The sequence below is a fragment of the Fimbriimonas sp. LA-C6 genome, assembly GCF_055398105.1.
This window is the reverse complement of sequence record NZ_AP038796.1, coordinates 1,369,949-1,395,148: the sequence shown is the minus strand read 5'-3', so window position 1 is coordinate 1,395,148 and position 25,200 is coordinate 1,369,949. Positions and strand designations below refer to the sequence as shown.

Here is a 25,200-nt window from a genome sequence, read left to right as displayed (position 1 = left end):
CCGAAAATACGTCCCCACCCGCCATCCACCTTCACGATCCACAGCGTTTTAGCCGCGTTTATGCCGACCTGAGTACACTTTCTGGCATGAACGCAAGTCTGCAATCGTTCCTTGAGTCTCAGATTCAGGTGCTCAAAGATCAGAACCTGTACAAGGTGCCCAAGATTCTGGAAACCCCAGCCGGTGGCCGGGTCCACATGAACGGCAAAGAGGTAGTAAACCTCTCCAGCAACAACTACCTTGGGCTTGCAAACCATCCGAAGGTGAAAGAAGCGGCCCTCAAAGCAGTCGAAGAGTGGGGCGTAGGCGCCGGAGCAGTCCGCTGGATCGGCGGAACCATGGCCATCCACGAAGAGCTAGAGCAGCGGCTTGCAAAGTTCAAAAAGACCGAATCCGTACTCGTTTTCACCGGCGGATTCACAGCCAACTCTGGAACCATCCCAGCCGTCGTCACCGATAAAGACGTCATCATCAGCGACGAACTGAACCACGCCAGCATCATCGACGGCGTCCGACTCAGCCCCGCCAAATACAAGAAGTCCGAAGGCTACGTGTTCCCCCACAAAGACATGGAAGCGCTGGAGAAGATCCTCCAAAACACCCAGTCCTTCGAGAAGCGCATGATCATCACCGACGGCGTCTTCAGCATGGACGGCGACATCGCTCCCCTCGTAGACATCGTCGAACTAGCCGAGAAGTACAACGCCTTCGTCATGGTCGACGACGCCCACGCCAGCGGCGTCCTAGGTAAAAACGGCGCAGGCACCGCCTCCCACTTCGGACTCTACGGCCGAGTCGATATCCAACTAGGCACCCTCAGCAAGGCACTCGGAGTCATCGGCGGCTACATCGCCGGCTCCTCCGCCCTCAAAGACTGGCTGATCAACCGAGGCCGCCCCTACCTCTTCAGCACCGCCCACCCCCCAATGGTCGCCGCAGCACTCATCGCCTCCCTAGACGTGATGGAGAACGACCCAGAACCCATGCAGCGACTCTGGGACAACACCAAGTGGTGGAAAAACGCCCTAGCCGAAGCCGGCTTCGACACCATGGGCAGCGAAACCCCCATCACCCCCGTCTACGTAGGCGACGAAGGCGAAGCCCAAGCCATGGAGCGCGCACTCTGGGACGAAGGCGTCTACGCCCTAGCCATCGTCTTCCCAACAGTAGGCCGAGGCAAAGCCCGAATCCGCACCATGCCCAGCGCCGCCCACACCCAAGAAGACCTAGACTTCGCCCTCAAAGCCTTCATCAAAGTCCGAGACAAACTAGGCCTCAAACTCACCGTCTAGCCAACCAAGGGTGGGTTACCCAAACCCACCCCAATCCACTTACTGAGACTTACGTCGTCGTCGAAGAGCACCCAAAGCGCCAAGACCTACCAACGCCATAGTCGCAGGCTCGGGCACAGCGGCCGGAGATGCACCCGCCATGTCCAACCAAACCTGTCCACCCGTGTTCCCAACGAGCGTCTGTGCACCGGTCGTGATGTCCAGCTTGTAAACTTCACCCTTGTCACCCAACGACCAATAGTCCGAGCCCACATAGTCAATCGCAGCCGTAAACTTGTTCAAATGACCGATCAGAGTCGAGTTTCCGTACGAATCCATCGACCAAAGCGACTGGTAGTTAGGAAAGTCACCCACCAACAGAGCTCTAGACACATCAGCGTTGAAACACATAGCCCGTACCGAACCAAAACTTGCTGATGTCGTGGTGAACAAGATGTTTGATGCGTTGCTCGGATCAATCAAATGAAAGCCAGTCTTCGTGTGATAATCCGTTCCGTACAGGAGTCCACCAGGGCCGGTGTAGTCCAAACCTTCAATATTTCCGAGCCCAGTCGAGCCAATCGAAGTCGCTGCGCCCGTCGATGGGTTGATGGAAAACAAAACACCATTGATGTCGGTGCCAACAAGCTTCTGACCTAAGCTGTCATATGCCAGGCCTTCTAGAAACTGACCCGTGTGTCCAATCAAGGTAGCCGTTGCAGTAGGAAGATCAATCGAATAGAGATCTTTGTTAACATCAACTGCAAACGCGGTCTGAGCACTTGCATAACCGGAAAGCATCAATAAAGATCCCGCAGAAAATACGTGAATGAGCTTAATATTCATAAGAACCACTCCAAGAAAAATCCTGAAAGCACATGCCTATGTTAAGCGGATAACAACAGCATCTAGTCTGGTAGTAGTGTTAGGATTGAGTTCAATTCATCACAAATACCTGGGTACATCTCCTATCTTGTGTCCCCTGGTAATCTAGGCGAAATGTTTGCACTCCTACCCTTCATATTCCCAGCACAAAATCAGCCCATTCACTTGAAGGTCAATCCGGCACACGTCCTGAGAACCTTCGACCCAGAACTGGCATTCGGAGCAGGAATAGACGGTCACGAATACGGGCAGTGCATGGAGATGCTGAACAAAAAAGCAGCCCAAGCCATGATCTCAGTCGGCCTCAAACCCCTCACTTACCGACTGAGAACAGAACTCGCCGGGGAAGTTTGGCACTGGAACCCCAAAGGCACCTGGAGCGACCCAACCAAATCCCAGGGCTACTGGACCTCCTCCTCAAAAGTCGACCGACCCATCAACCTCAGCTACGGCTACCGACTCCCGCGAAGAGGGAACACCTTCGACCAAGCAAACCGAGACGACTACTCCCGCCTGGTAGACGGCGATGACAAAAGCTTCTGGAAGAGCAACCCCTACCTCTCCCCATCCTACACTCACGACAGTTACGAAACCCACCCCGAGTGGGTCGTCCTCCGGCTAGACGACCGCGCCGAGATCAACCAAATCAACATCACTTGGGCAACCCCCTACGCCACCCAATACCGAGTCGAATACTGGAGCGGCGGCGCAGATGCCATGGAAAACAACGGCCAGTGGCTCCCCTTCGAAGGCGGCATCCGAAAGAACACCAAAGGAGGGCGGGAACAAATCCACGTAACCCCGGCCTCCACCCAATACATCCGAATCCTCCTCCAAACCAGCTCCAACACAGCCCCCAACGGCTCCAAAGACCCGCGCGACAAAATGGGCTTCGCCATCGCAGAAATCTCGGCCGGAACAGTCGATGCAAACGGCGTCTTCCAAGACAAAATCCGCCACAAGAAAGTCGCAACCAAGCAAACCCAAGCCTTCGTCTCCTCCACCGATCCCTGGCACCGCAAGTCAGACATCGACCTCAAAATCGAACAACCCGGCTTCGACCTCATCCTCAAGCGAGGCTTCGACCAAAACCTCCCCATCCTCATGCCAGTCGGCGGACTCTACGACACCCCCGACAATGTCGAAGCTGAAATGCGCTGGCTCAAAGCCCGCGGCGTGCGCCTAGCAGGCATCGAAATCGGAGAAGAGCCCGATGGCCAGTGGACCGACGGAGACAAATACGCCGCCCTCTACATCCAGATGGCAAAGCGTGTCCGAAAAATAGACCCCAAAGTCCCCATCGGCGGCCCATCCTTCCAAACCGTCCAATACGACTTCCGCGAATTCCCAAGAGTGGAGAAGCCCTGGCTCACCATCTTCCGCGACTACCTCAAGAAACGAAACAGCAACCACCTGCTCCAGTTCGCCTCCTTCGAGTGGTACCCATTCGACGACGTCCTCGCCGACCCGAAAGACCTCCTCCCAAGAGCGCCCGAAATGATGGCCGAATGCGTAGAACGTCTCAACGCCGCAGGCATGAAAGGCCTCCCATGGATGATCACGGAATACGGTTGGTCAGCCTTCGGAGCCAAAGCCGAGGTCGATCTCCCAGGTGCCGTCTTCAACTTCGACTGCTGCCTCAAAGCCCTCGAACTCGGCTGCAAAACCTCCTACCTCTACGGCTACGAACCCAACGAACTCATCGAAGAGATCAAAGGCGGCTGGGGCAACAACATGATCTTCCTCAAAACAGAAGACTCCTTCATTCGCCTCCCAACCTTCTACAGCGCCCGACTCATGGCCCGCGCGTTCTGCTCACTCAAGGGCAAACACGCCCTCCTGGAAGTCCAAGGAAAAGACCGCCTCATCGGCTCCTACGCCGTCCGAAGACCCAACGGATCCCTCGCCGTCGCCCTACTCAACCGCTCCCCACAGCCCAAAACCATCGCCCTAGAAGGTCTCGGCTCCAAACTAACGGGCTGGATCTACGACCGCCAATCCTACGTTTGGAAGGAAAACGGTTCCGAAGGAAGACCGCTCATCAACAAGCCCCCAAGAAAACTCAACGCAAAGCCGGGAGCGATCACACTCCCCCCTTACGCCATCGTCGTCCTAACTAAAGCCTCTTAAACCGATTGGGCGAAACCCCAACCCGGGCCTTGAACGTCTTCGAAAAATGATGCTCGTCCGAAAACCCAAGCGACTCCGCAATCTCGCGGTTCGTAAGGGTTTCGGAGTAGCTCAACATCTCCTTCGCCACCGCTATCCGCTGCTCCAATCGATACTGCATAGGCGAAACCCCAGCTCGCCGCTTGAACTGCTTCCGAAAAGACTCGTACCCAAGCCCCAAACTGGCACTCAACTCAGCACCATCCAAAGGAACATCCAATGCCGTCGAGAGACGCGCAACAGCATGATCGAACCAGTCTTCCGCATCCGGTAACGGCTCACGTCCCGCATGAGTCAACGCATCCAACAAAAGCCCCTGAAACCGATGCATCAACACGATCTCTGACGCGGACAAATTCGGCTTCCCAAGCTCCTCAATACACCGAAGCAGCTCACTCGTCCACCCCTTCCAATCGGACCCCAAACGACGCACCGGACACGCAGGCGATAACAGACCGCTGCTCAACCACAAATCAAAAACAGGACCACTAAAAGCAGCATAAGCCTCGTCCCAACTCCCACTCGGCCGCCCCTTACCATCCACCGGCCCATACCAATGAGCCAAGTGGGGAAAAACAAACACAAGATCCCCAACCTCAAGACGGGAACTAAACCCCTGCGAATCCCGATACAACCCTGTCCCACGTGTCACGCACATCACCGCGAAACTCCCATAAGTCCGCCAAGCGCCACGGGAATCCACGCCAATCCCATGCGTGTGCCTGCCCGCCAGAACAATCTGCCCAAGCGGAGTCGAGGCCACCTTATTCAGTAGCTGTTCGTGAAGATGAATACCAAATACTACAAGAAACATTCCCATTTATGATCTGGCTTGCATGGGAATTGCACCGTAACATACATGAAATGAGCACTTCATCCGTCGAGCAATATCCCTCCCTAGACTCCCACTACCGACTAGAGACCCAAGAAATCCAAAACTTCCAGCAAGATGGTCACGTCCTCCTACGCGGAGTCACCACACCCATGGAAACCGCAATCTATCGAGATCGAATCACCGAGATCACCGATGAATTTGCCAAAACCCACTACAAACCACTCAGCGAACGCGACACGTACGGCAAAGCATTCATCCAACTCCCCAACCTCTGGCGACTCGACGAAGCCATCGCCCGCTTCTCCCTCGCCAAGCGATTTGGCAGAATCGCAGCAGAACTCATGGGCGTCGATGGCGTGCGTCTCTACCACGATCAAGCACTCTACAAAGAGCCAGGCGGAGGACCCACGCCCTGGCACCAAGACCAACAGTATTGGCCCCTCGACGGCGTCAAATGCGTCACCATGTGGATGCCCCTCGTCAACGCCACAGCCGAAATGGGCACCCTCCTCTTCGCATCCGGCTCCCAAGAACTGGGCTACCTAGGCCCACAAAACATCTCCGATGAATCCGACAAACGCTGGGGAGACCTCATCCGAGAAAGAGGCTTCAAAGTGGTCGGAGCAGGCGACATGCACGCCGGAGACGCAACCTTCCACGGCGGCTGGGTCCTCCACTCCGCCCCAGGCAACGCCTCCCCCTGGAACTGCCGAGAAGTCATGACCCTCATCTTCTTCGAAGACGGAGCCATCATCTCCACCCCCGACAGCGAAAGCCGCCAAAACGACCTAGCCAACTGGTTCCCAGGCTGCACCCCCGGCTCCCCAGCCGCCAGCCCCCTCAACCCAATCGTGTACCGCAAAGAGAAGTAAAGCTACTCCTCAAACCCCAACGGAACCGCAACCCGAAGCGCCCGACCCGCAATCGAGAAGTTAATCGGCGTAGACAGATTAACTTCTCCGTCCACCGTAACCTTCCGCACCGGCTCGGTCTCGAGCCGGCCGCTCTTCGCACTGAAATGCTGGACCTCATGAAGCTCAACGTGCCGACCGCTATGCAGCAACAGAGCCAACTTCAAAAACGAGAACTTGCGCGTCGTCGCCAAGGCATAAATCGAGAGATTGCCGCCCGTAATACTCGCATCCGGCGCAATCAAAAACGGCCCCGCATGCATGCGGCCATTCCCAATCACCACCTGAAGTGACTCAAACTCGTGCAAAACCCCGTCCACCGTCAGCTTCACATGAAACGGCTGCACCTTCACCAGCGCCTGAATAAGTGAAACCGCATAAACAGCCTTCCCCAACTTCTTCTTCAGACCAGGCTGCAAACCCAAAGCAATCCGCGTGCTCAGCCCCACCGTCGTGACATTCACAAACCGCTCGTTCTCAACGATTCCCATGTCAATATGCGCCACCTTCCCATTCAAAATGGCGTCGCAAGCAGCAGCCACATCCACCGGAATACTCAAGTCCCGAGCAAACGCATTGCCCGTCCCCAAAGGAAGAACACCCAACACAGTCGGCTTGTGAGCAAAGAACCGCGCCACGGCGCTAAACGTGCCATCCCCGCCGCCAATAATCACCATCTCCTCACCCTCAGCAACAGCCTGCTTGGCCGCCTCAATCAGCTTCTTAGGGTGCTTAAACGCCGTGGCCCGCTTCAGGACAATGCCTTCCGCAGTGAGAGTAGCCCTGGCTTTTTCAAACCACTCAGCCCCTCGCCTCGACTTAGTGTTAACGAGCAAAACCGCGCTCTTCGGAGGCTCTTCGTGCTGATGCATGAGTAGTTCGTACGTGCATCTCTAGTCTATCGCACCAAAACGGGAGAATTACTTACGAGACGCATGTACTTGCAAATCCACAGCACAAGCCTGAGGCAATGACCCACCCACGCAAGCCTCCATCAAATGCCAATACTTAGGCACACGCTGCCACTCAAAATAACTACAAGAAAGCCCCACAGCCATATTCGACGTGTAATGAGGAACCAACTCAGACAACGCACACCCATGGTACAGACCCTCATGAATCTGTGCATCACTCAAATGCAACACCTCGTGCTCCACAATCTCTGGCCGCACCGAGCCAGAAAACCGCTCGTGATAGCTGGCCCATTCACGCCCCCGCAACACCGACCGCAACTTCAATAGTGAACTGGGAATCGTCCCCAACTGCCGCTCAGTATCCGCAAACGTAAATAACTGCCCCAACACATTACAGAACAAAACCGCATGGTCGGGATGCTTAGAAATCAGACTCTCCAGCCCCGTCAGATCAATCCCAGAAGCTCGAAAAGGAAAACAGTTCGCGTCGCTCCAACTCACTGGAAGCGCCCCATGGTTCATTCGAAAGAAGTGCTTCGCCAAAGGATCAATGTCAATGGCCCGAATGCTCTCAAACCGCTGCAACCAACGGGTCGGCAGGCTGTAACCCCCACTGGGCCCAACCAGAATCAGCTTCTGAGACTCCAACCCCCAACCATCAAGCCACCGAGAAGTCGCGTCCAAATAACTCGGCCACAACTTCGACCGATACCGAAGCGTCCGCAAGTGATAGTAAAGCCCCCCGGCAGGATTGATCCAACTCATCGACACCTACATCATCGGTTCGCTGGATCAGAACTTCAGACGCCCGCCTCTTCCACCGCCAAAGCCGACCGAAAGATCGCAGCCAACTGCTCCTGCTCGCTCGGCTTCAAAGCGTCCAGCAACTGCTTCTTCATCCCAGCCACCTCAGCCTCACTCAACTTGCTCATCCCAAAAGCGTTGTTCAGCATAATCCCATCCCCAACCAACATGATCAGCCGAGCAACTGAACAACTCACCCCAGAAGCCACCAAGTTCGAGTGCCACTCCTCAGTCTTCTGGCTGGCAATCTGCACAATGCTAGGATCTACAAAAGCCCCCGCAATCAACGATGCCACCACGCTGCAACTGGAAGAATAGTCGTCAAAAGTAGCCAAGATATAAGCCTCAGGCAAACTCGCCCCAGCCTCAATGTGCTTGCTCAAGTTCTGATCGAAATTCTCCATCAGACTCAGCACAAGCGCTTCAACTAACGCCTCTTTGTTGGGGAAGTGATAAAGCAACCCGCCCTTACTCACCTCCGCATGCGCCGCCACCCGATCCAAAGTAAGCGCAAGCACCCCCTCATTCGAAGCAATCTCGGCAGCAGAAGCCAGAATCTTCTCTTTCACCGTCATACTTCGTACTGTACCGTCTGGACGGTTTATTCCGTTGGGTCTTTCGGGTTCTCAATCTCATCCAGATCCCGATGCCAACGCTCACGAACCGACTCAAAAGGAATCTTGTCAGCAACACTTCGAAGAGTCGCCAAATCTGGAATCCCACGGGTTTCAAAGGCTAGTACAAGCGTCCAAAATTCTTCATTGTTGAGCGGATTATCGCTAACGACGTTCTCGATGCCGTCAGTAAGTTGCCGCATAGTTGCTTCTGGAGCAAGCCTGAACCACTCTTCTTGCATCTCAGTAAACCTGTCTAGCTCAGCCATCACCTCTTTCGAACCATGTACCAGCGTCAGAATCATCTCCGGAGGTTGTTGCTTCCAAAACTCTTCAACACTCATTTCAGGTGTGAAAACAGCACGCGTATAGTCGAACGGAGAACCTCCACCTGGTTCAGATGGTGTCCAGATGACTACACCACCACCTGCGCGGTCATAAACTACCGATCCTTCCTTGACTTCAACCCATTTCCCGTCAGGCCAGAATCTGTTTGCAATCCAATTGCATAGGCCATAGTTGATAGCCACAACGATAGCCAACAAACCGATTACTACCCACTTCGGAACTACTTGACCTCTGAAGACCGTTTCAACAATTTCTACTCCGTCGACGATGCGACGACGCGGCGGAGGCGCGTTAAAGATGACAGGGAGTGTCAAGAGAAAACTTGCAAACAAGATGAGCCTATCCCGTTTGTTGAGAAATACGAAGAATGGGAAGACAAACCCACCTTCACGGCGATGCGGACGTCGAGGCATCCAAACATTGTGACGAACCCCAACCACAAGCGCCCGACAACAGCCCCAGGCTTAACACTCTTTCTTCTGATCCAAAAAGCCCTGCAACTGAGAAGGCGTCAAGATCAGCACATTCGGACTAGCCAACCGGACAAACTCCTCAAAGTTCACATCCTCCAACTCGCCCGTCTCATGAAACTCGTCGTACATGGCTCGCAAAACAGCCAATTCCGTAGGCATCTGCTCAAAAACATCCACCCAAAGCCCAGGCTTGGAATCCGCACTGTTATAAGCAATCGCCGCAATATGAGACTCAGCCAGCGAAGCTCCAGCCAACTCAATATCGCCGTCCATCGACCAAACACCATCAAAAACTTCGATTCCCTCAGAAATGAGCTTCTCACGGGTGAGAGAAAGAGGTAAATCCGATACTGAGACCAACAAGTTGCTATGTCCGGCGTTGCACGCAGTAACAAGGGTTCCCGAAGGATGTCTCGTCACATAGGCCTCCTTCGAACCAAGCACGCGCCCGGCGGCTTTAGCAAACTGGTCGAAGGGAACTTGAAGAGTCATACAAGGCAGTTTAGCTCGGAACTCCACGGAGAATTGAATCGGATGTAACGTTTAAGTTACATAGACCTGCTAAAATGCCAGACCTTTTACAGATCCTGTGGGTAATGCTATGTCAGAAACGATTGATACGCTTTTGAGTGAAGACCGAATCTTCGCACCGTCCGCGAGCTTTGTTGCTCAAGCCAATATAAACGATCCGGCCATCTACCAGGAAGCTTCGGCAGATCCACTCGCATGGTGGGACAGTTGGGCCAAGAAACTCGACTGGTTCGAACCCTACCAAACCATCTGTGAGTTCAAAGCCCCCAACGCGAAGTGGTTCACAGAAGGCAAGCTAAACGCGGCCCACAATTGCGTGGACCGACACGCAGCAGCCACCCCCAACAAACGAGCCATCGTATGGGAAGGCGAGCCAGGCGACACCCTCACCCTCACCTACGCCGAACTCAAAGACGAAGTCTCCAAAACCGCAAACGCCCTCAAAGCCCTAGGCGTCGGCAAAGGCGACCGAGTCTGCATCTACATGCCCATGGTCCCAGAGCTGGTCATCTCCATGCTCGCCTGCGCCCGAATCGGTGCCGCACACACCGTCGTCTTTGGTGGCTTCAGCGCCGACTCCCTCTCCGAAAGAGCCAACGACGCCCAGGCCAAAGTCATCCTCACAGCAGATGGCGGCTGGCGACGCGGTGGAGTAGTCCCCCTCAAAGCCATCGTCGATGAAGCCATGGGCCACGGCTGCCCAAGCATCGAAAAGATCCTCGTCCTCAAGCGCATTGGCGACCCAGCCAAAGCACCCGGCGAATGGGTCGAAGGCCGCGACATCTGGTGGCACGATCTCGTCGACCAACAGTCCACCGACTGCCCCTGCGAAAGCATGGAGAGCGAAGACCTCCTCTTCATCCTCTACACCAGCGGCTCCACCGGCAAACCTAAAGGCATCACCCACACCACCGGCGGCTACCTCACCGGCGTCCTCGCCACCAGCAAACTCATCTTCGACCTCAAAGACGAAGACCTATTCTTCTGCACCGCCGACTGCGGATGGATCACCGGCCACAGCTACGTCGCCTACGGCCCACTCGCCAATGGCGCCACCGTCCTCATGTACGAGGGTGCCCCTGACTCACCAGACAAAGACCGCTTCTGGCGAATCGTAGAAAAGCACAAAGCCACCATCCTCTACACGGCTCCCACAGCCATCCGAGCCTTCATGAAGTGGGGCATCGAATACCCCAACCGATGCGACCTCTCCTCGCTCCGCCTCCTCGGCAGCGTCGGCGAGCCCATCAACCCCGAAGCCTGGATCTGGTACCACACCTACATCGGCAGAGGGAACTGCCCCATCGTCGATACCTGGTGGCAAACCGAAACCGGCTCCATCATGATCACCGCACTCCCAGGCATCACCCACACCAAGCCCGGCAGCGCAACCCACCCCTTCCCAGGAATCAAGGTCAGCATTCTGGATGAAGAAGGCAACGGCTACACCGTAGACGGCCCCAACCACACAGGACACGCCAAAGGCGGATTCCTAGTCCTGGAGCACCCCTGGCCCTCCATGACAAGAGGCATCTTCAACGACCCAGAGCGCTATCACAAAACCTACTGGAGCCGCTTCGAAGGCAAGTACTTCGCAGGCGATGGCGTCAAACTGGACGAAGACGGCTACCTCTGGCTGCTAGGCCGAGTGGACGACATCATGCTCGTTGCAGGCCACAACATCAGCACCATGGAAGTCGAAAGCGCCCTGGTTAGCCACCCAGCCATCGCGGAAGCAGCCGTCATCGGCAAAACCCACGAACTCAAAGGCCAAGCCATCAGCGCATTCGTCATCCTCCGCCACGAAGTGGACTACGGCACCCACGAAAGCCTCATCGATGAACTGAAGAAGCATGTCGCACACAAAATCGGAGCACTCGCTCGACCAGACGACATCTTCATCACCGCCGAACTCCCCAAAACCAGAAGCGGCAAAATCATGCGCCGCCTCCTCCGAGACGTAGCCGAAGGCCGAGCTCTAGGAGACACCACAACCCTAGCCGACCCAGGCATCGTCAACGCCCTCAAGTCACAATACGAAGACAAAGAAGGCTAACCAAATCCAAACCTCCCATATCCCACGCTTTAACGGATCTCCATCAAAGCGTGGGACCTATCACTCTCACCCAGAACCGTGCTTGGATAACTATGCCAACCGATCCAATTGTTTACGACAAAGCCAAATATCACATGGAAACCGTGGAGAGCTTCGGCCTCGATGAAGACCAAGCATTCGTCCACACCGCGTTCTACTTACGCTGGATTCTAGAGAACAAGCTCTATAGCGAAGAGTTTCAGAAAGAAACGCAAGGCCCGCTAGAGCAATTTGAAACCGGCAAACTCACTGCCCTAGATATCTACCAATGGTGGGATGGATGTCTAGTGGATGACATGCTCAACGAAGAAGGCAACGCCTTCTCGCAAACCTATTTCAACTTTGAAAAAGGTCGGTATCTAAAAGACTACCGCCTCCTAGAAAAAGGCTACCCCTCAACCTACCACGTCCCTTTCACAGACGAAAACTACGCAAAACTCAAACCTCTAATAGACACCGCCTACCAATCCTGGAAAACCCCCAAACCCTGGTGGAAGTTCTGATCATAATCCCAAGCCAACGCCTCCGCCCCCTTTCCTTTCGTCCCCGAGAGGAAAGGCGGGGATAGGAGAGTCCGGCTACCATCCAACGACGTCAGAGCCCTCGCCTTCGTCCGCGAGGGAGAGGGTTGGGTGAGGGTGAACAACCTACCAAACCACCCGAACCGAACGCAAAAGCCAACGCCTCCGGCCCCTTTCCTTTCGTCCCCGAGAGGAAAGGTTGGGATAGGAGAGTCCGGCTACTCACCAACGACGTCAGAGCCCTCGCCTTCGTCCGCGAGGGAGAGGGTTGGGTGAGGGTGAACAACCTACCAAACCACCCGAACCGAACGCAAAAGTCAACGCCTCCGGCTCCTTTCCTTTCGTCCTCGAGAGGAAAGGCGGGGATAGGAGAGTCCGGCTACTCACCAACGACGTCAGAGCCCTCGCCTTCGTCCGCGAGGGAGAGGGTTGGGTGAGGGTGGCCAACCTACCCAATCACCCGAACCCGAGCTGCTGAAGAGCAGTGGCTGAGACTGGAGAGTCCCTCAACCCTTCACAGAGATCGTCCCACCCAAAGCATCCCGAATGGGGTGCCAGACTCAGCGGCTCCGAACTGTCTGAAAGACCGACATAGACCACTGCAGCGGGAAAGACCCAAATCAAAACGAGTGCTGAATACACACTGCAACAAAAGAATGCCCAAACAAAGAAATGGTCGGGATGACAGGATTCGAACCTGCGGCCTCTGCGTTCCGAACACAGCGCTCTACCAAGCTGAGCCACATCCCGACGTTGGGCCTCTAATTTTACCAGAGCATTTCAAAACTGCCTAGGGCCTAATCCGGTACGCAGCGCCACCGCGCGTACATACCAGCAACCCACGAGGAGAACTCACCATCCCCGTCACAGAGGTTCCGAACGCCCGAGACTGGCCCAATATCTTCCCATCCCGGCGCATCAAATAGACCACGTCTGCCGCCGCAACATACAGGTTCCCACCACGATCCGGCACAACATCCAAAACGTCCCGAAGCCGCGCCACCCCAACGATGCGGCGTGACTTCAATTCGAGCAATCTCACGCCCTCACGATGAACCAGCCCCACCGTCGCCTTATCAAGAATCCGACAAGCCCGAATATCAGAGTCCCGTAGCGCAATCGGCTGACCGTTCAAAAGAACCGAGCCCAAGCGACTAACCACAACATCGCCATCCACCGATGAAGCAAGCAGTTCACCTTTGACCTGTCCCACCGTCAAATGCCGAAACTGCCCGGTGCTCACAAAGAACCGCTGAACCGAATCCGCCACTTGAACAACGAGATTGTGGTCAGCATCGCAGGAGATAATCTTCGACCGATTAGAACTAAAAACAGATTCAAAATGAGGATTCATCCCCATCACCCGCCCCGTCAACATATACACGCCAACAGTCTCACCCTGTTGCACAGCAAAGAAGTTGTTACGTAGCGGATAGAACCCACCCAAATGTCGCATCGCCCGTATCGGATGGCCGTTCTTACCGTCGAACACAAAAGCCCGCCCGTCCCCACCCACACCAAATGTGTTCCCACTGAAGTCACGAGAAATGCCAAACAAGGCCACCCGTGTCTCAAAAAGAAACTCATCTTGAAGGTGTGACAGAAACGGTAAGAACAGCATAACTAACTACCTAGCCAGCCCAACACCGCTTGCCCCACCTGCGCAAACCCGTCCAAATCCCCCAGCGACCCAGCCTCCAACTGCTTCCCAATCTTCACAAACGGCACGTACTCCCGCGAATGGTCGGTAGAGGCAGAAGTCGGATCATTCCCATGGTCCGCCGTCAAAATCAACAAATCCTCATCCCCAAGCTGCGCCATCAAGCCTGCCAGAGTCACATCGAAACTCTCCAAACACTTGGCAAACCCCACCGGATCGTTGCGGTGGCCGAAAAGCATGTCAAAGTCCTCAAAGTTCGCCCAAATAAACCGCGCATCACTCGCCAAAGCCGTCTCCAGCATCGCCGCGTGCTCCGGGTTACTCTGAGTTCGCCGAACCTCCCGAAATCCCCGACCCCCAAATAGCTCCGGAATCACCCCAATCCCAAACACATCCCCAATCTCATCGCAAATGTTATGAGGCGGCTCCAACGGGAAATCCTTCCGACGCTCCGTCCGCTTAAAGCCCCCAGATGCGCTCCCCTCAAAAGGACGAGCAATCACGCGCTGAACATCAAAAGGCTCCCGACAAAGCTCCCGCCCAATCCGGCAAATCTCATAAAGCCGCTCAATCGGAATCACCGACTCATGCGCCGCCACCTGAAAAACACTATCAGCGCTGGTGTACAAAATCGGATTCCCCGTGCGCACATGCTCCTCGCCCAGTTCATCAATAATCTGAGTCCCGCTGGCAGGTCTGTTCCCTAAAACCTTCGCACCAATCGCTTGCTCAAACTGAGAAATCAACTCAGCAGGAAACCCATCAGGAAAAGTCGGGAACCGCCGGTCAAACACAACCCCCATCATCTCCCAATGCCCCGTCACCGAGTCCTTCCCACCCTGGCTCAATGGCCGCAACCGCCCATACTGACCCCGACTCCCACCTCCGGCACTCTCAATCCCACAAGCCCTCAAAAACCCAACCGCATCCAGAGTAGGCGCCGCAAACCCACCCACACGATCCCAAACGTGCCGAATCGTCGAAGGATGATCACTGTCCCCAAAAGCAACCGTATCCGGAGCCTCCCCAGCCCCACACCCATCCATCACAACCACAATCGCCCGCTTCATCCCTGTAATAGTAGCTTGAGATCGCTTCTTCACGCAGCAACGTAATAGCCCTAATCCGGAGCGCTATCGTCAACCAAACGCGTAGAATACGCGCATGTCCAAATGGCTTCTTACGGGCGCGATCCTTGCGCTCTCGACCATGAGCGTCTTAGGGTTTTCACAGGCAAAGAACGTTACGATTCAGCCAGGCCCGGGCAACGAGACCTCAAACGCCCTACTGTCAAACCTCCGCGAGATGAAAGCAAGCGGACAACTCACCGACGAGAAAGCTGCGAAGCAGATGATGGACCATCCTTCAGGTAAGAAATTCCGACTGCCTGCACCTCATCGCACGCCTCTAGAACCCAAAGAGGTCTACCGTGAGGCGGTGAGTTCCCACGTACGTGTCGGGTGGTACTACCTGTGCACTCACTGTTCCAACTGGCACGTTAACCTAGCAGGCGGATACGCCATTGCCGAAGGAGCCGTGGCTACCTGTGAGCATGTCGTGAAAAAGCCAGACAATTTCAAAGAAGGTTGTTTGATAGCCGTTACGAGCGATGATAAGGTTCTCAAGATCAGATCAATCACAGCACTGAATGCAGCCATGGACGTCGCTATCCTAGAAACAGAAGGGGAAAAACTACAAGCGCTTCCGCTGAACTTAGATGCCTCACCTGGAGACCAAGCCTATCTATACAGCTCACCACTACACGCTGTTGGCTACTTCAGCGCCGGAATGGTTAACCGCTTCTTCTGGAGCACAGGCAAAGGAGATCTCGATTCCCTCGATGGGATGAAGTCACTCAGAGTGAATGTCTCCACCGACTGGGCACCAGGTAGCAGCGGTGCGCCGGTCTTAGACAAGTTCGGAAACGTCATCGGTCACGTTTCCACGATCTTTACAGGCAATACAGAAGACAACAAAGGAACCATGATCGTCTTTCACAACGCCGTACCAGCCCGCCTAGTGAAGGCTCTTGCAGAAGGAAAATAGAACAGAAAGTGACGCTATCACCTAGAATCGGGTGATAGCGTCACATAGCCTCACAAATAAGACTCGGTCTCCACAGGCCGTTCCCAACCCGTGTAGAACCGCGTCTGTGCCGCCAATGCCTGCTTAACCAACTCCTCCGTAGACTGACCCTCGGAGATCACGTTCAAGTGCCCCATCTTCCGACCGGGGCGAGACTCAGTCTTCTCATACCAGTGCGCATGAACAGCAGGGTCAATAAGAGCGTCCCGAAGGCCGTTTCGGTGGTCATAAACTGCAGGCTGACCCAACAGGTTTACCATACACACATCAAGCCCCTTCGGCTCGCCCACCATCATGCCCATCACAAGCCGGATGTGCTGCTCAAACTGGCTGGTGCCACCCCAATCAAGCGTGTAGTGACCCGTGTTGTGAGGACGTGGAGCGAGCTCGTTAACTTGGAAGGTGCCGTCTTCCAACTCAAACAACTCAACACCAAACAAACCGACCCCCTCAACCGCCTGAACGGCAGAAATCGCGATGTCCGACGCATCCACTCCAGATGGGAAAACGAGATTGCACACATGGTCGTGCTGAACGGTCTCCATCGTAGGAAAACTGCCAGCACCCATCGCGCTGGTGTAAACCATCACGGCCAGCTCGCGCTTGAATGGCACAAACTCCTCAGCCATCCAGTCGTTGCCTTCCCAAAGCACGCGGTGCAACTCCATCTCTTCGCGAGTCCGCGCGTACCGAGTGCCCTTTCCGTCATAGCCCCCAAATCGCGCCTTAAGCACCATAGGGAAGCCGATCTCTTCAATTGCGGTCTCACCACCATCCGCAAGAGAAACGGCCTTGGGAGAAGGGACACCCGCAGCAACAAGAGTCTCACGCTGGCGGAGCTTGTCCTGAATCGTCTCCAGCGCGTCAATATTGGGGATCAAGGCATCCAGAGAACGACCAGCAAGACGCGCACCCTCTCGGATCGCTTCACCCGGAATGAACTCGTTCTCCAAGGTGATAAATTCACAAGCCCCGAAGATCTCGGATATCGAGTAAGGGTCCTGCAAACTTCCTACGCCCGCAGGTGCAATGAGAGAAGCAGGAGTCTCGTCCATGGGATCCATGGACATACACTTGAGTCCCATTCGTTGCGCGGCCTGTATCGACATGCGCGCAAGTTGGCCCCCACCAAGAAAACCTATGTCAAAAGGATAAGTCGGCACGCGTACATCCTACCGACTTATCAGCATTTGTGCTACACAGTGACGATACTGTAGCCAGAATCGACAAAAATTATTTGTCCAGTGACACCTTTGGAGAGGTCGCTAAGCAAATACATGGCCGCACCGCCCGCTTCCTGCTGCCCATAAGGACGCTTCAAAGGAGCCGACTCGTGTACCTGCTGAATGTAGCTACTCAGTCCCTTAACACCTCTTCCAGAAACCGTATTAACCGGTCCAGGAGAAACAGTGTTCACGCGAATACCTCGTCCGCCAAGGTCTAAGGCCAAGTATCGAACCGCAGATTCCAATGCGGCTTTGCACATACCCATAACGTTGTAGTTCGCCATCGCACGAGTGCTGCCTAGGTAGCTCAGTGTGATGATGCTAGCATCGTCATTCATCAACGGCTCCAGCTCCTTACAAAGCCGAACCATCGAGTAAGCCGAAGCGTTCATCGCAATCTGGAAATCCGCAAGCGTCGTGTCGATAAATCGACCGTTGAGGGCTTCACGTGGTGCAAAACCTACGCTATGTACCAAGAAGTCCAGCTTGCCGTACTTCTCAGCAACCTGCTGAGCCAGAAGCCCATACTGTTCCTCAAACATGAAGTCGATGGTGAAGGTGTCAAACCTCTCACGTCCTTCCACGAGGCTGAGAACGCCGTCGAGTAATCGCTCGTTCTGAGCGCCCACACCCACGGTCGCTCCTTGTTGGTTGGCCTGGTCTGCAATGGCCCAACCAATCGAGTTCTTGTTGGTTACATTGAGCACGAGCCCTTTCTTGCCTTCAAGTAGCATGGGCAAGTTTTACCCGGGATCAGCTCCTTTCGGTGTGGGTCCCTCCAAAGTCAAAGAGCGACCCGACTTTTACAAACCAAGGAAAAACAGTCTCCGAACCTACAGAAAATGCCGAAGTCGGCACGAATCTGCGCGTAGGGACCTCAACACGAGTATTCTCTAGGGGATCTTGAGGCGTGCTGTCTCTGCGAAAGCCCGTTCTGGGCCGCAGAAAGCAGGTGCCGAAGGTAAATCAGCGTCGAGGAGTATGTATTAGTGCCATATGTCGTTACTGAACCGTGCGTCGGAGTAAAGGACAAGTCCTGTATGACGGTATGCCCAGTGGATTGTATCTACGAGGGCGATGATCAGGTTTATATCCACCCTGATGAGTGCATCGATTGCGGTCTCTGCGAAGCAGAGTGCCCCGTGAACGCGATTTTTGTGGACACCGACGTACCCGAGAATTGGAAGAGCTTCATCCAACTAAATGCCGAGAAGGCAGCCGAAATTTCCGGCAGCTAAGCCGCATCTAACTCGAAGAGCAGTTTCCAGCGGGCTTTCTCAACCCGCCCAAGCTCTTCGAGTAATACCCCTGTTCGATATGCTCCCTGCGCTTCAGGATCCTCGCGGGAATATTTGATCTCGCCGCTACAGGTAATCTCTCCAACCGGAGTCTGGAACGACATCGTCACCACCTTCTTGATCGGAAGTGCAGTGGCGCTCAGAAGTCCCACACCTTGTCGAGAAATGTCCTGCACCTCAACATCAATGGGCATGCCGTCCAACACCACTTGGCCCGCAAAACCACTCACCGCAATGCGAGCATTGCCATCGGGATTCGGACGATGCGCAAGCGGGGCAAACACCGTAAAGCTGGCGTCGTCCTCACACACAATCGCAAGAGACGCTCGGAAACTGACGATCTTTTCGAGGCCGAAAACCTCGATCATAAACATATCGCCAATAATCACATTACGCCCACCACAGATGCGAACGCGAAGCTCCGAAGTTGTAAGTTCCATGACCCATCCGCTAAAGAACCGCGCATCGGAGAGCCGTTGCATTCGACACCGTTTGTTGGAAAAGGTCGAAAGACTTGGGATCATACATTTATAACATTGACAAGTTTGTGCTGTTTCAGCACGGGTATTAGTGCGGGCGTCATCGCAAGCACTGGTAGAGTGAAAGGATAGAAAGCATGGAACCGAACGTGGATTTGGAAGATGATTCGCTCGTGACCGAGGCAAGTTCGCCTCGCGAACCTAATTCGAACCTGGAAAAAGCCCAGGAGCAGTTCATCTTGGAATGGGGCCGCATGAGCAGCAGTTGGGGAATCAACCGCACCATGGCGCAAATCCATGCGCTGCTCTTCGTCAGCGGCGAACCCATCGAAGTCAACGACATCATGGAACGCCTGCAAATCAGCCGCGGTAACGCCAGCATGAACCTGCGGGAACTCATGGACTGGGGAATCGTGCGCCGCTTCCGACAACCGGGCGACCGTAAAGACGTCTACATCAGCGACACCGATCCCTACCAAATGTTCCTCCGCGTCGTTCGAGAGAGAAAGCGCAGAGAACTGGACCCCACCGCAGACGCAATCCGTGACGTTTTAGCCATGCTCCCCATGGAAGACGAAGAGCCCGGGGTCAAAACCCTGCGCCACCGACTCGAAGCGCTCCTCGAGATTTTTGGCTTGATTGATGTGGCGTTTAAGCATATTCTGAAGAGCGATACCACTCTTGACGAGCTGAAAGACATGCTCCACATGAAGCTGTAAGGCTTGCGGTAGTTTTGGCACGGGAATTGCGGTACACCTCAATCGGTAGCTCGTCCCATGCCAAACCTATGCGTGAACTCATCCCAGTCCTAGCAGTGCGCGATACGGTCCATTTCCCGGGCCTCATCAATACGCTCCACGTCGTGCGCGAACCCTCCTTGAAGGCCCTCCGCAAAGCGAACCAGGGCGATAAGCGCGTGGTGGTGCTCAGCCAAAAGGACATGGGGCTGGAAGAGCCCAAAGTCACCGACCTCTACGAAATCGGAACCCTCAGCGAAGAGCTTCAGTCCATCCCACTCCCCGATTCCAGCCTCCGCGTTGCCCTTCGAGGCATTCAACGAGTCCGAGCACGCAAGATCGTCGAACGCAACGGAAGCTTCTTCTGCGAGATTGATCTCCTAGACGAAACCCATACCGACTCCCTTGAGCAAGAAGCCATCGGACGCGCCGCCATCGAGTCGTTCACCAGGGTCGTCGAACTCAACAAAGAGATCCCCCCCGAAGCGCTCCACGGCGTCCTCTACACCGAAGACAAAGGCCTCCTCGCCGACACCATCCTCCACCACCTGCCCCTCAGATCCAACGAAAAGCAGGCGATGCTGGAGATGCTAGACCAAGACCAGCGCCTCATGAAGACCCTGGAACTGCTGAAGCGCGAAGAGCAGATCCTCAACCTCAACTCGCAGATCCACGCCCGAGTCGAGCGAGAATTAGGCGACACCCAGCGCGAGTACTACCTACGCGAACAGCTTCGGATCATCCAAAATGAACTCCATCTGCGCGAAGATCGCATCGGAGAAACCGACGAGTACCGCGCCCGAATCACCCAGGTCTCGATGCCTCCCTTTGCCGAGCAAAAGGCTCTGGAGGAGCTACGCAGGCTCGACCGCTCCCCAGCATCTTCCCCCGAAGGCATGGTTTTGCGGAACTACCTTGACACCCTCACCTCGCTCCCCTGGAACAGTCTCACAGAAGATCGAATCGATGTAAACAGCGCCGCCAAACTGCTCGATAGCCACCACTTTGGCCTCGAAAAGATCAAGGACCGAGTCCTGGATTACCTCGCCGTGAGGCAGTTGAAGTCCTCCCTCAAAGGGCCCATTCTCTGCTTCGTCGGCCCCCCAGGTGTAGGAAAAACCTCCCTAGGCCGAAGCATCGCAGAGGCCATGGGCCGCAAGTTCATCCGAATCGCACTCGGTGGCGTGCGAGATGAAGCCGAGATTCGGGGCCATCGCCGCACCTATGTAGGCAGCATGCCAGGCCGCATCATTCAAGGCCTCATCGAATGCGGAAGCCGCAACCCCGTGATCGTCCTAGACGAGATCGACAAGCTAGCCCACGGCGCCCACGGCGATCCCATGAGCGCCCTCCTAGAAGCCCTCGACCCCGAGCAGAACACTCGATTCAGCGACCACTACGTGGAGGTCCCCTTCGATCTCAGCGAGGCCATGTTCATCACAACCGCCAACTCGCTCGACGAGATCCCGTCTCCCCTCCGAGACCGAATGGAGATCATCGCCTTCTCTGGCTACACCGAGGAGGAGCGATTCGAGATCGCTCGTCGGTATCTCCTGCCTAAGAACATCTCTCAAAACGGCCTCAGTCAGGACAACATCGTCGTCCCCGACGAGACCCTCATCGAAGTCGTTCGCAGCTACACTCGCGAAGCGGGTGTCCGCTCCCTCGACCGGCAACTCGGCACCCTGTGCCGAAAGGTTGCCCGCCAGATTGCAGAAGGTAACGTAAAGTCCGTCTGCGCAGACATCGAGTTCGTCCAACAGCACCTGGGCAACCCGCCCTATTCACGCATGCACACCGAGCGCGATAACAAGCCCGGCGTGGCCTGGGGACTCGTGGTGAGTTCGGTCGGCGGTGAGGTGGTTGCCGTCGAGGTCGCCGTCCTCCCCAAGATGGGCGCTGAGCCAACCATCAAGCTCACAGGGAACCTGGGAGACGTGATGAAGGAGTCTGCCATGGCCGCCCTAACGGTAGCCCAGACCCTCCTCAACAGCCCTCTCTTAGGCGATGTCCACGTCCACGTCCCCCAAGGCGGAGTCCCCAAAGACGGCCCCAGCGCAGGCATCACCATCCTCGCCGCCGCCATCAGCATGATCCGAGGCATCCCCCTCCAATCCGGCTTCGCCATGACAGGAGAGATCTCCCTCCGAGGCCGAGTCCTACCGGTAGGCGGCATCCGAGACAAAATCCTAGCCGCCATCGCCTCGGGCACCACCGACGTCATCATCCCCGCTGAAAACGAAAACGACCTAGACGACCTCCCCCCCTCCGCCCGCGACAAAATCAAGATCCACCTAGTCAACGAAGCCAGCGAAGTGATTCGTTTGTTGCTCCCATAAATTCCGGAAAATTAAGGAACGGACAGCGACGGTCCCCGCCCAAGTGCTGCATTCGCCGCACCCACCCCCGTTTATAAAGCTGAGCTTTCCTAGCCCTACGCTTCGCTTCGAACTAGGCTGATATGAGTCGCGCCGGTTGGCGCTTTCGGACGTGGATTGGGTCACTCATTCCGTAGCGACACACCGCCAAGGCAATGCTTGCTACTGCCTCGATCTCCCTCAACACCATGAAGTACCCGTCGGCTGATGTGTGGTGATTTCCTTACCGTATGATGGTGAGTTCTTCCAGTCTTTCAATCTTTTCCAGACTTTCAAGAGGGGACCAGTCTGATACTGGGGTGTTTTCGAGGTTCAGGTACGTGAGATGGATTAAGTTCGCGAGGGGTGTTATGTCAGAAACCTGCGTACCGCCGAGATAGAGTCCTGTTAATCCAGTTAACTGCGCAAGGCAGGCGATGTCTGACACACGAGTATTGGTCAGATTGAGTTCTGCCATCTCGGTCAACCCGGCAAGTGATGATAGATCCGAGACTTGGGTTTCGCTTAGATCGAGGTATTTCAAATTGTCGAGTGCCGCAAGAGGCGATAGGTCTGAGACAGGAGACCCGGAGAGATAAAGTTGTGTGAGCTGTGTCAGTCTGGAGAGCGGTGACACATCGGATACTCGGGTGCTCTCAAGATTGAGCTGGTGCAGGCTGGTTAGCCTCGCAAGCGGAGAAGCATCGGACAACAAGGGAGCACTCGCATGTAGGTAAATCAGAGCTGTCAATTCTGCGAGCGGAGAGGCGTCAGAGACTTGCGTGCCGCTGATATTGAGGATTGCTAATTTTGTCAGCGCAGCAAGAGGTGACACATCGGACACATGGGTGTTCTGGAGATTGATCATTGTCAAGTTCGTCAGAGCCGCCGCCCAAGACACATCCGAAACTCGGGAGCTGCAAAGCACAAGTGAATTGAGTTGGGTGAGTCCAGCTAGAGGGGAGGCATCGGAGACCTTGGTGTATCCAACGTCGAGAACCATCAGCCGAGATAGATTCGCCAATGGGGTGAGATCTGACACTTGAGTTAATGAGAGTGAAAGGTGCGTCAAGTTGGTCAGATATGCCAAAGGAGACACATCCGTCACTTGGGTGTCGATGAGGGCAAGCGTTTGTAACTGGGATAGTCCTGCAAGCGATGACACGTCCGATACCTGGTTGCCTCCGAGCTGGAGTGATGTCAACTGGGTTAGTGCTGCAAGTGGAGAGATGTCAGAAATCGGCAATCTCCGGAGATCCAGCGACCGGATGTCGGCCAGTCTCTCAGGATCGATGTTGTTTGGATCATCTACTTCCAGTACATCCGCGATTGCTCGCCAAATAGGGTTGTCTGGTTCGTTCCGGAGCGGTTGTGCGGTTAGCTCGTCTTTTTTCGATTCAAGATTCCAGGGGGTGCCTGCTCCCAGGCGGATGAGGTCTTGCAGGGTCTGGGGGCCGGCCAGATGGAGGAACTCTTGGAAGACGTCTTCTTTTAGGAGATCTGTGAGTTGCTTTGAATACTCACGTTCGGCGGGGCGGTCTGGCGCCTTGAATTCCGCAATCTTGTTACGTGTCAGGACGGCTTCCCCCTCAGAGTCCATGAGGTTTCGCCATTGGACTGTGAAGGCTTCGAAGTTGTGGTCGCCAAGCCACTGCCCTTTATCTTTTGAGCGCAAGTAGGTCTGCAGCAGGTAAGTGCTGGCTCCCATGAAAAACCTCTGAGGGCTGTCTTCGCAGGAGGTGGCGGTTTCCATCGCGCAGACTCCTCCAGCGAGCATCTGGTTGACCAGACGTTTGGCTTGACGTGGATTACGGCCTGCCATTGCGTACACCACGGCGACCAGGCGTTTGAAAGAGTCGTTGTGCGCTTCGTCACTCATCCCTGGAAGAGACTTTCCTACCTCGAGGATCATATCGGAAACGTATTTGCGCATGTGGGTTGTTGGCCGGACGAGTTCTACTTCGTGGTTGAACAGTTTTTTAAAGTAGTCGTCGGCTTTGCGTTCCACTTCTTTTGCTTCGCCTTTAGCAGACTGACGTTTCTCCACGCTGAGATCACTCTGGACAGTCCGGTCAGCTTCTGCAGTTGGGGCTTGGTCGACGCCCAAGTCGATGTAGCGCTTGCGGATGTGGCCCCGAAGCACCTCTTCGTCTACTCCAAACACGAAGGCGATGCCGTGAATGTTTAGGTAGAGCTTGACGGCCTCCAGCATTTGGTAGGCCACGTCGGGTTCGCAGCGGTCGAGGTCGTCTACGAACACCACGAGTCGTCGGTTGTTTTTGAGTGCTTCATTAACAAACTTCTTCAGTTCTTCTTCGAACAGGTTGAGGTGCTTGTCCTCTGGATGGAGATTGGTGAGGAAGGTATCGAGGAACTCCTGCGGGCTGAACTCCACGTCGGCTTTCGCTCCGAATTTGAACATGGAGCGTTTCGGTTCACCAGGCTCCAGCTTTGCCTCTGCCCCGAGTTTCAGCTTGGCCGCTTTGATGAATCCCTTGCCCAGAGCAGGTGCAATTCTTTTCAGGCTTTCGCGAACTTCTTTCCATTTTGGGAGATCCGCCTTGGAGTCTTCTAAAATCGCAAGGATGACCTCTGCCAAGATCCCGCGCCAGAGTTCCTCAGGCGTTTTGTATTTCCAGGGGTAGAAGTTGGCGGTGATGATCCTTGGGTGGGTGGTGTCCTTTTGGGCCTTGATGTGGGCGGACCAGCTGATCAGGTTCGTTCTAAGCCACCCCATCGCCGACGACTTTCCCATTCCCCATTTGCCGTAGATGGCGAGCGAAAGCGGGGTCTCCGTTGCTGGGTGTCGCAGGATGTGATAGTAGGCGGCGAGCTGGCTTTCCAATCCAAAAGCGTCGGATTTATCCGGATCCATGCCCAGGGGAAGGTCGGCAAGCCCCGGGATGAGCGGCGGCTTGAGAGCTCTTTCCTCCCAAGTCCTCATCGTCGTTTGCGCCAGCTCATTCTCCACTTTGCGGAGCATACAC

Annotated in this window: 22 protein-coding genes and 1 tRNA gene; 9 read left to right on the top strand and 14 right to left on the bottom strand. The window is 55.1% G+C overall.

The genetic code is table 11. The features are described from left to right. Positions 1-86: 86 nt before the first annotated feature. Entirely contained in the window at positions 87-1,292 is a 1,206-nt protein-coding gene (locus ACZ51B_RS06575) for a glycine C-acetyltransferase (protein ID WP_464297173.1), read from the top strand. Between the two features lie 39 nt (positions 1,293-1,331). Here ACZ51B_RS06575 and ACZ51B_RS06570 read toward each other — a convergent pair whose 3' ends face one another. Then, the gene (locus ACZ51B_RS06570) at positions 1,332-2,117 is read right to left on the bottom strand and encodes a PEP-CTERM sorting domain-containing protein (RefSeq protein ID WP_464296437.1); all 786 of its coding nucleotides are present in this window, start codon (positions 2,115-2,117) and stop codon (positions 1,332-1,334) included. 153 nt (positions 2,118-2,270) lie between these two features. On the opposite strand from ACZ51B_RS06570, the gene ACZ51B_RS06565 reads away from it, so the two are divergent. After that, entirely contained in the window at positions 2,271-4,286 is a 2,016-nt protein-coding gene (locus tag ACZ51B_RS06565; protein WP_464296436.1) for a discoidin domain-containing protein, read from the top strand. Here ACZ51B_RS06565 and ACZ51B_RS06560 read toward each other — a convergent pair. After that, a complete protein-coding gene (locus tag ACZ51B_RS06560; RefSeq protein ID WP_464296435.1) occupies positions 4,273-5,139 on the bottom strand; it encodes a helix-turn-helix domain-containing protein in 867 nt (288 codons plus the stop codon). The genes ACZ51B_RS06565 and ACZ51B_RS06560 overlap by 14 nt on opposite strands. 50 nt (positions 5,140-5,189) lie before the next feature. Here ACZ51B_RS06560 and ACZ51B_RS06555 point away from each other — a divergent pair, with 50 nt between their 5' ends. Continuing rightward, the gene (locus ACZ51B_RS06555) at positions 5,190-6,032 is read left to right on the top strand and encodes a phytanoyl-CoA dioxygenase family protein (RefSeq protein WP_464296434.1); all 843 of its coding nucleotides are present in this window, start codon (positions 5,190-5,192) and stop codon (positions 6,030-6,032) included. A 2-nt stretch (positions 6,033-6,034) separates the two neighbouring features. Here ACZ51B_RS06555 and ACZ51B_RS06550 read toward each other — a convergent pair whose 3' ends face one another. The 5 genes from ACZ51B_RS06550 to ACZ51B_RS06530 all read right to left on the bottom strand — a co-directional run bounded on the left by ACZ51B_RS06550 (position 6,035) and on the right by ACZ51B_RS06530 (position 9,716). Continuing rightward, complete coding sequence (locus ACZ51B_RS06550; RefSeq protein WP_464296433.1) at positions 6,035-6,943, bottom strand: diacylglycerol/lipid kinase family protein; 909 nt, start codon at positions 6,941-6,943, stop codon at positions 6,035-6,037. A gap of 48 nt (positions 6,944-6,991) precedes the next feature. After that, entirely contained in the window at positions 6,992-7,750 is a 759-nt protein-coding gene (locus ACZ51B_RS06545; RefSeq protein WP_464296432.1) for a hypothetical protein, read from the bottom strand. A 35-nt stretch (positions 7,751-7,785) separates the two neighbouring features. Continuing rightward, positions 7,786-8,364 carry a TetR/AcrR family transcriptional regulator gene (locus ACZ51B_RS06540; protein ID WP_464296431.1) on the bottom strand — a complete coding sequence of 193 codons (579 nt, stop codon included), beginning with the start codon at positions 8,362-8,364 and terminating at the stop codon, positions 7,786-7,788. A gap of 26 nt (positions 8,365-8,390) precedes the next feature. Beyond that, positions 8,391-9,083, bottom strand: a complete 693-nt coding sequence (locus ACZ51B_RS06535; RefSeq protein ID WP_464296430.1) for a hypothetical protein — start codon at positions 9,081-9,083, stop codon at positions 8,391-8,393. A gap of 132 nt (positions 9,084-9,215) precedes the next feature. Then, positions 9,216-9,716, bottom strand: a complete 501-nt coding sequence (locus tag ACZ51B_RS06530) for a hypothetical protein (protein ID WP_464296429.1) — start codon at positions 9,714-9,716, stop codon at positions 9,216-9,218. A 109-nt stretch (positions 9,717-9,825) separates the two neighbouring features. On the opposite strand from ACZ51B_RS06530, the gene acs reads away from it, so the two are divergent. Then, positions 9,826-11,811: an acetate--CoA ligase gene (acs, locus tag ACZ51B_RS06525; RefSeq protein ID WP_464296428.1), complete on the top strand. Its 1,986-nt coding sequence runs from the start codon at positions 9,826-9,828 to the stop codon at positions 11,809-11,811. A gap of 92 nt (positions 11,812-11,903) precedes the next feature. Then, positions 11,904-12,353, top strand: coding sequence for a DUF7832 domain-containing protein (locus tag ACZ51B_RS06520; protein ID WP_464296427.1), 450 nt, complete (start codon positions 11,904-11,906; stop codon positions 12,351-12,353). Between the two features lie 691 nt (positions 12,354-13,044). On the opposite strand, the gene ACZ51B_RS06515 is transcribed toward ACZ51B_RS06520, so the two are convergent. From ACZ51B_RS06515 to ACZ51B_RS06505, 3 genes are all read right to left on the bottom strand, one after another. Beyond that, a tRNA-Pro gene (locus tag ACZ51B_RS06515) sits at positions 13,045-13,121 on the bottom strand. A gap of 40 nt (positions 13,122-13,161) precedes the next feature. Further along, entirely contained in the window at positions 13,162-13,992 is an 831-nt protein-coding gene (locus ACZ51B_RS06510) for a hypothetical protein (RefSeq protein ID WP_464296426.1), read from the bottom strand. Between the two features lie 2 nt (positions 13,993-13,994). Continuing rightward, positions 13,995-15,134, bottom strand: a complete 1,140-nt coding sequence (locus ACZ51B_RS06505) for a phosphopentomutase (protein WP_464296425.1) — start codon at positions 15,132-15,134, stop codon at positions 13,995-13,997. A gap of 61 nt (positions 15,135-15,195) precedes the next feature. Here ACZ51B_RS06505 and ACZ51B_RS06500 point away from each other — a divergent pair, with 61 nt between their 5' ends. Further along, the gene (locus ACZ51B_RS06500) at positions 15,196-16,077 is read left to right on the top strand and encodes a S1 family peptidase (RefSeq protein WP_464296424.1); all 882 of its coding nucleotides are present in this window, start codon (positions 15,196-15,198) and stop codon (positions 16,075-16,077) included. A gap of 50 nt (positions 16,078-16,127) precedes the next feature. Here ACZ51B_RS06500 and ACZ51B_RS06495 read toward each other — a convergent pair whose 3' ends face one another. Both ACZ51B_RS06495 and ACZ51B_RS06490 read right to left on the bottom strand, forming a co-directional pair. Continuing rightward, the gene (locus tag ACZ51B_RS06495) at positions 16,128-17,279 is read right to left on the bottom strand and encodes a 5-(carboxyamino)imidazole ribonucleotide synthase (protein WP_464296423.1); all 1,152 of its coding nucleotides are present in this window, start codon (positions 17,277-17,279) and stop codon (positions 16,128-16,130) included. Between the two features lie 32 nt (positions 17,280-17,311). After that, positions 17,312-18,076 carry an enoyl-ACP reductase FabI gene (locus ACZ51B_RS06490; RefSeq protein ID WP_464296422.1) on the bottom strand — a complete coding sequence of 255 codons (765 nt, stop codon included), beginning with the start codon at positions 18,074-18,076 and terminating at the stop codon, positions 17,312-17,314. Between the two features lie 255 nt (positions 18,077-18,331). Between ACZ51B_RS06490 and ACZ51B_RS06485 the strand changes: the two genes are divergently transcribed. Next, positions 18,332-18,580: an indolepyruvate ferredoxin oxidoreductase subunit alpha gene (locus ACZ51B_RS06485; protein ID WP_464296421.1), complete on the top strand. Its 249-nt coding sequence runs from the start codon at positions 18,332-18,334 to the stop codon at positions 18,578-18,580. Here ACZ51B_RS06485 and ACZ51B_RS06480 read toward each other — a convergent pair. Beyond that, a complete protein-coding gene (locus ACZ51B_RS06480) occupies positions 18,577-19,122 on the bottom strand; it encodes a PilZ domain-containing protein (RefSeq protein WP_464296420.1) in 546 nt (181 codons plus the stop codon). The two genes, ACZ51B_RS06485 and ACZ51B_RS06480, sit on opposite strands and share 4 nt — an antisense overlap. A gap of 134 nt (positions 19,123-19,256) precedes the next feature. Between ACZ51B_RS06480 and ACZ51B_RS06475 the strand changes: the two genes are divergently transcribed. Together ACZ51B_RS06475 and lon are read left to right on the top strand one after the other, a co-directional pair. Continuing rightward, positions 19,257-19,838 carry a GbsR/MarR family transcriptional regulator gene (locus ACZ51B_RS06475; protein ID WP_464296419.1) on the top strand — a complete coding sequence of 194 codons (582 nt, stop codon included), beginning with the start codon at positions 19,257-19,259 and terminating at the stop codon, positions 19,836-19,838. A 68-nt stretch (positions 19,839-19,906) separates the two neighbouring features. Then, positions 19,907-22,195: an endopeptidase La gene (gene lon, locus ACZ51B_RS06470; protein WP_464296418.1), complete on the top strand. Its 2,289-nt coding sequence runs from the start codon at positions 19,907-19,909 to the stop codon at positions 22,193-22,195. A gap of 262 nt (positions 22,196-22,457) precedes the next feature. Here the strand turns inward: lon and ACZ51B_RS06465 are convergent, their stop codons facing one another. After that, positions 22,458-25,157, bottom strand: coding sequence for a leucine-rich repeat domain-containing protein (locus ACZ51B_RS06465; RefSeq protein WP_464296417.1), 2,700 nt, complete (start codon positions 25,155-25,157; stop codon positions 22,458-22,460). Positions 25,158-25,200: the final 43 nt, after the last annotated feature.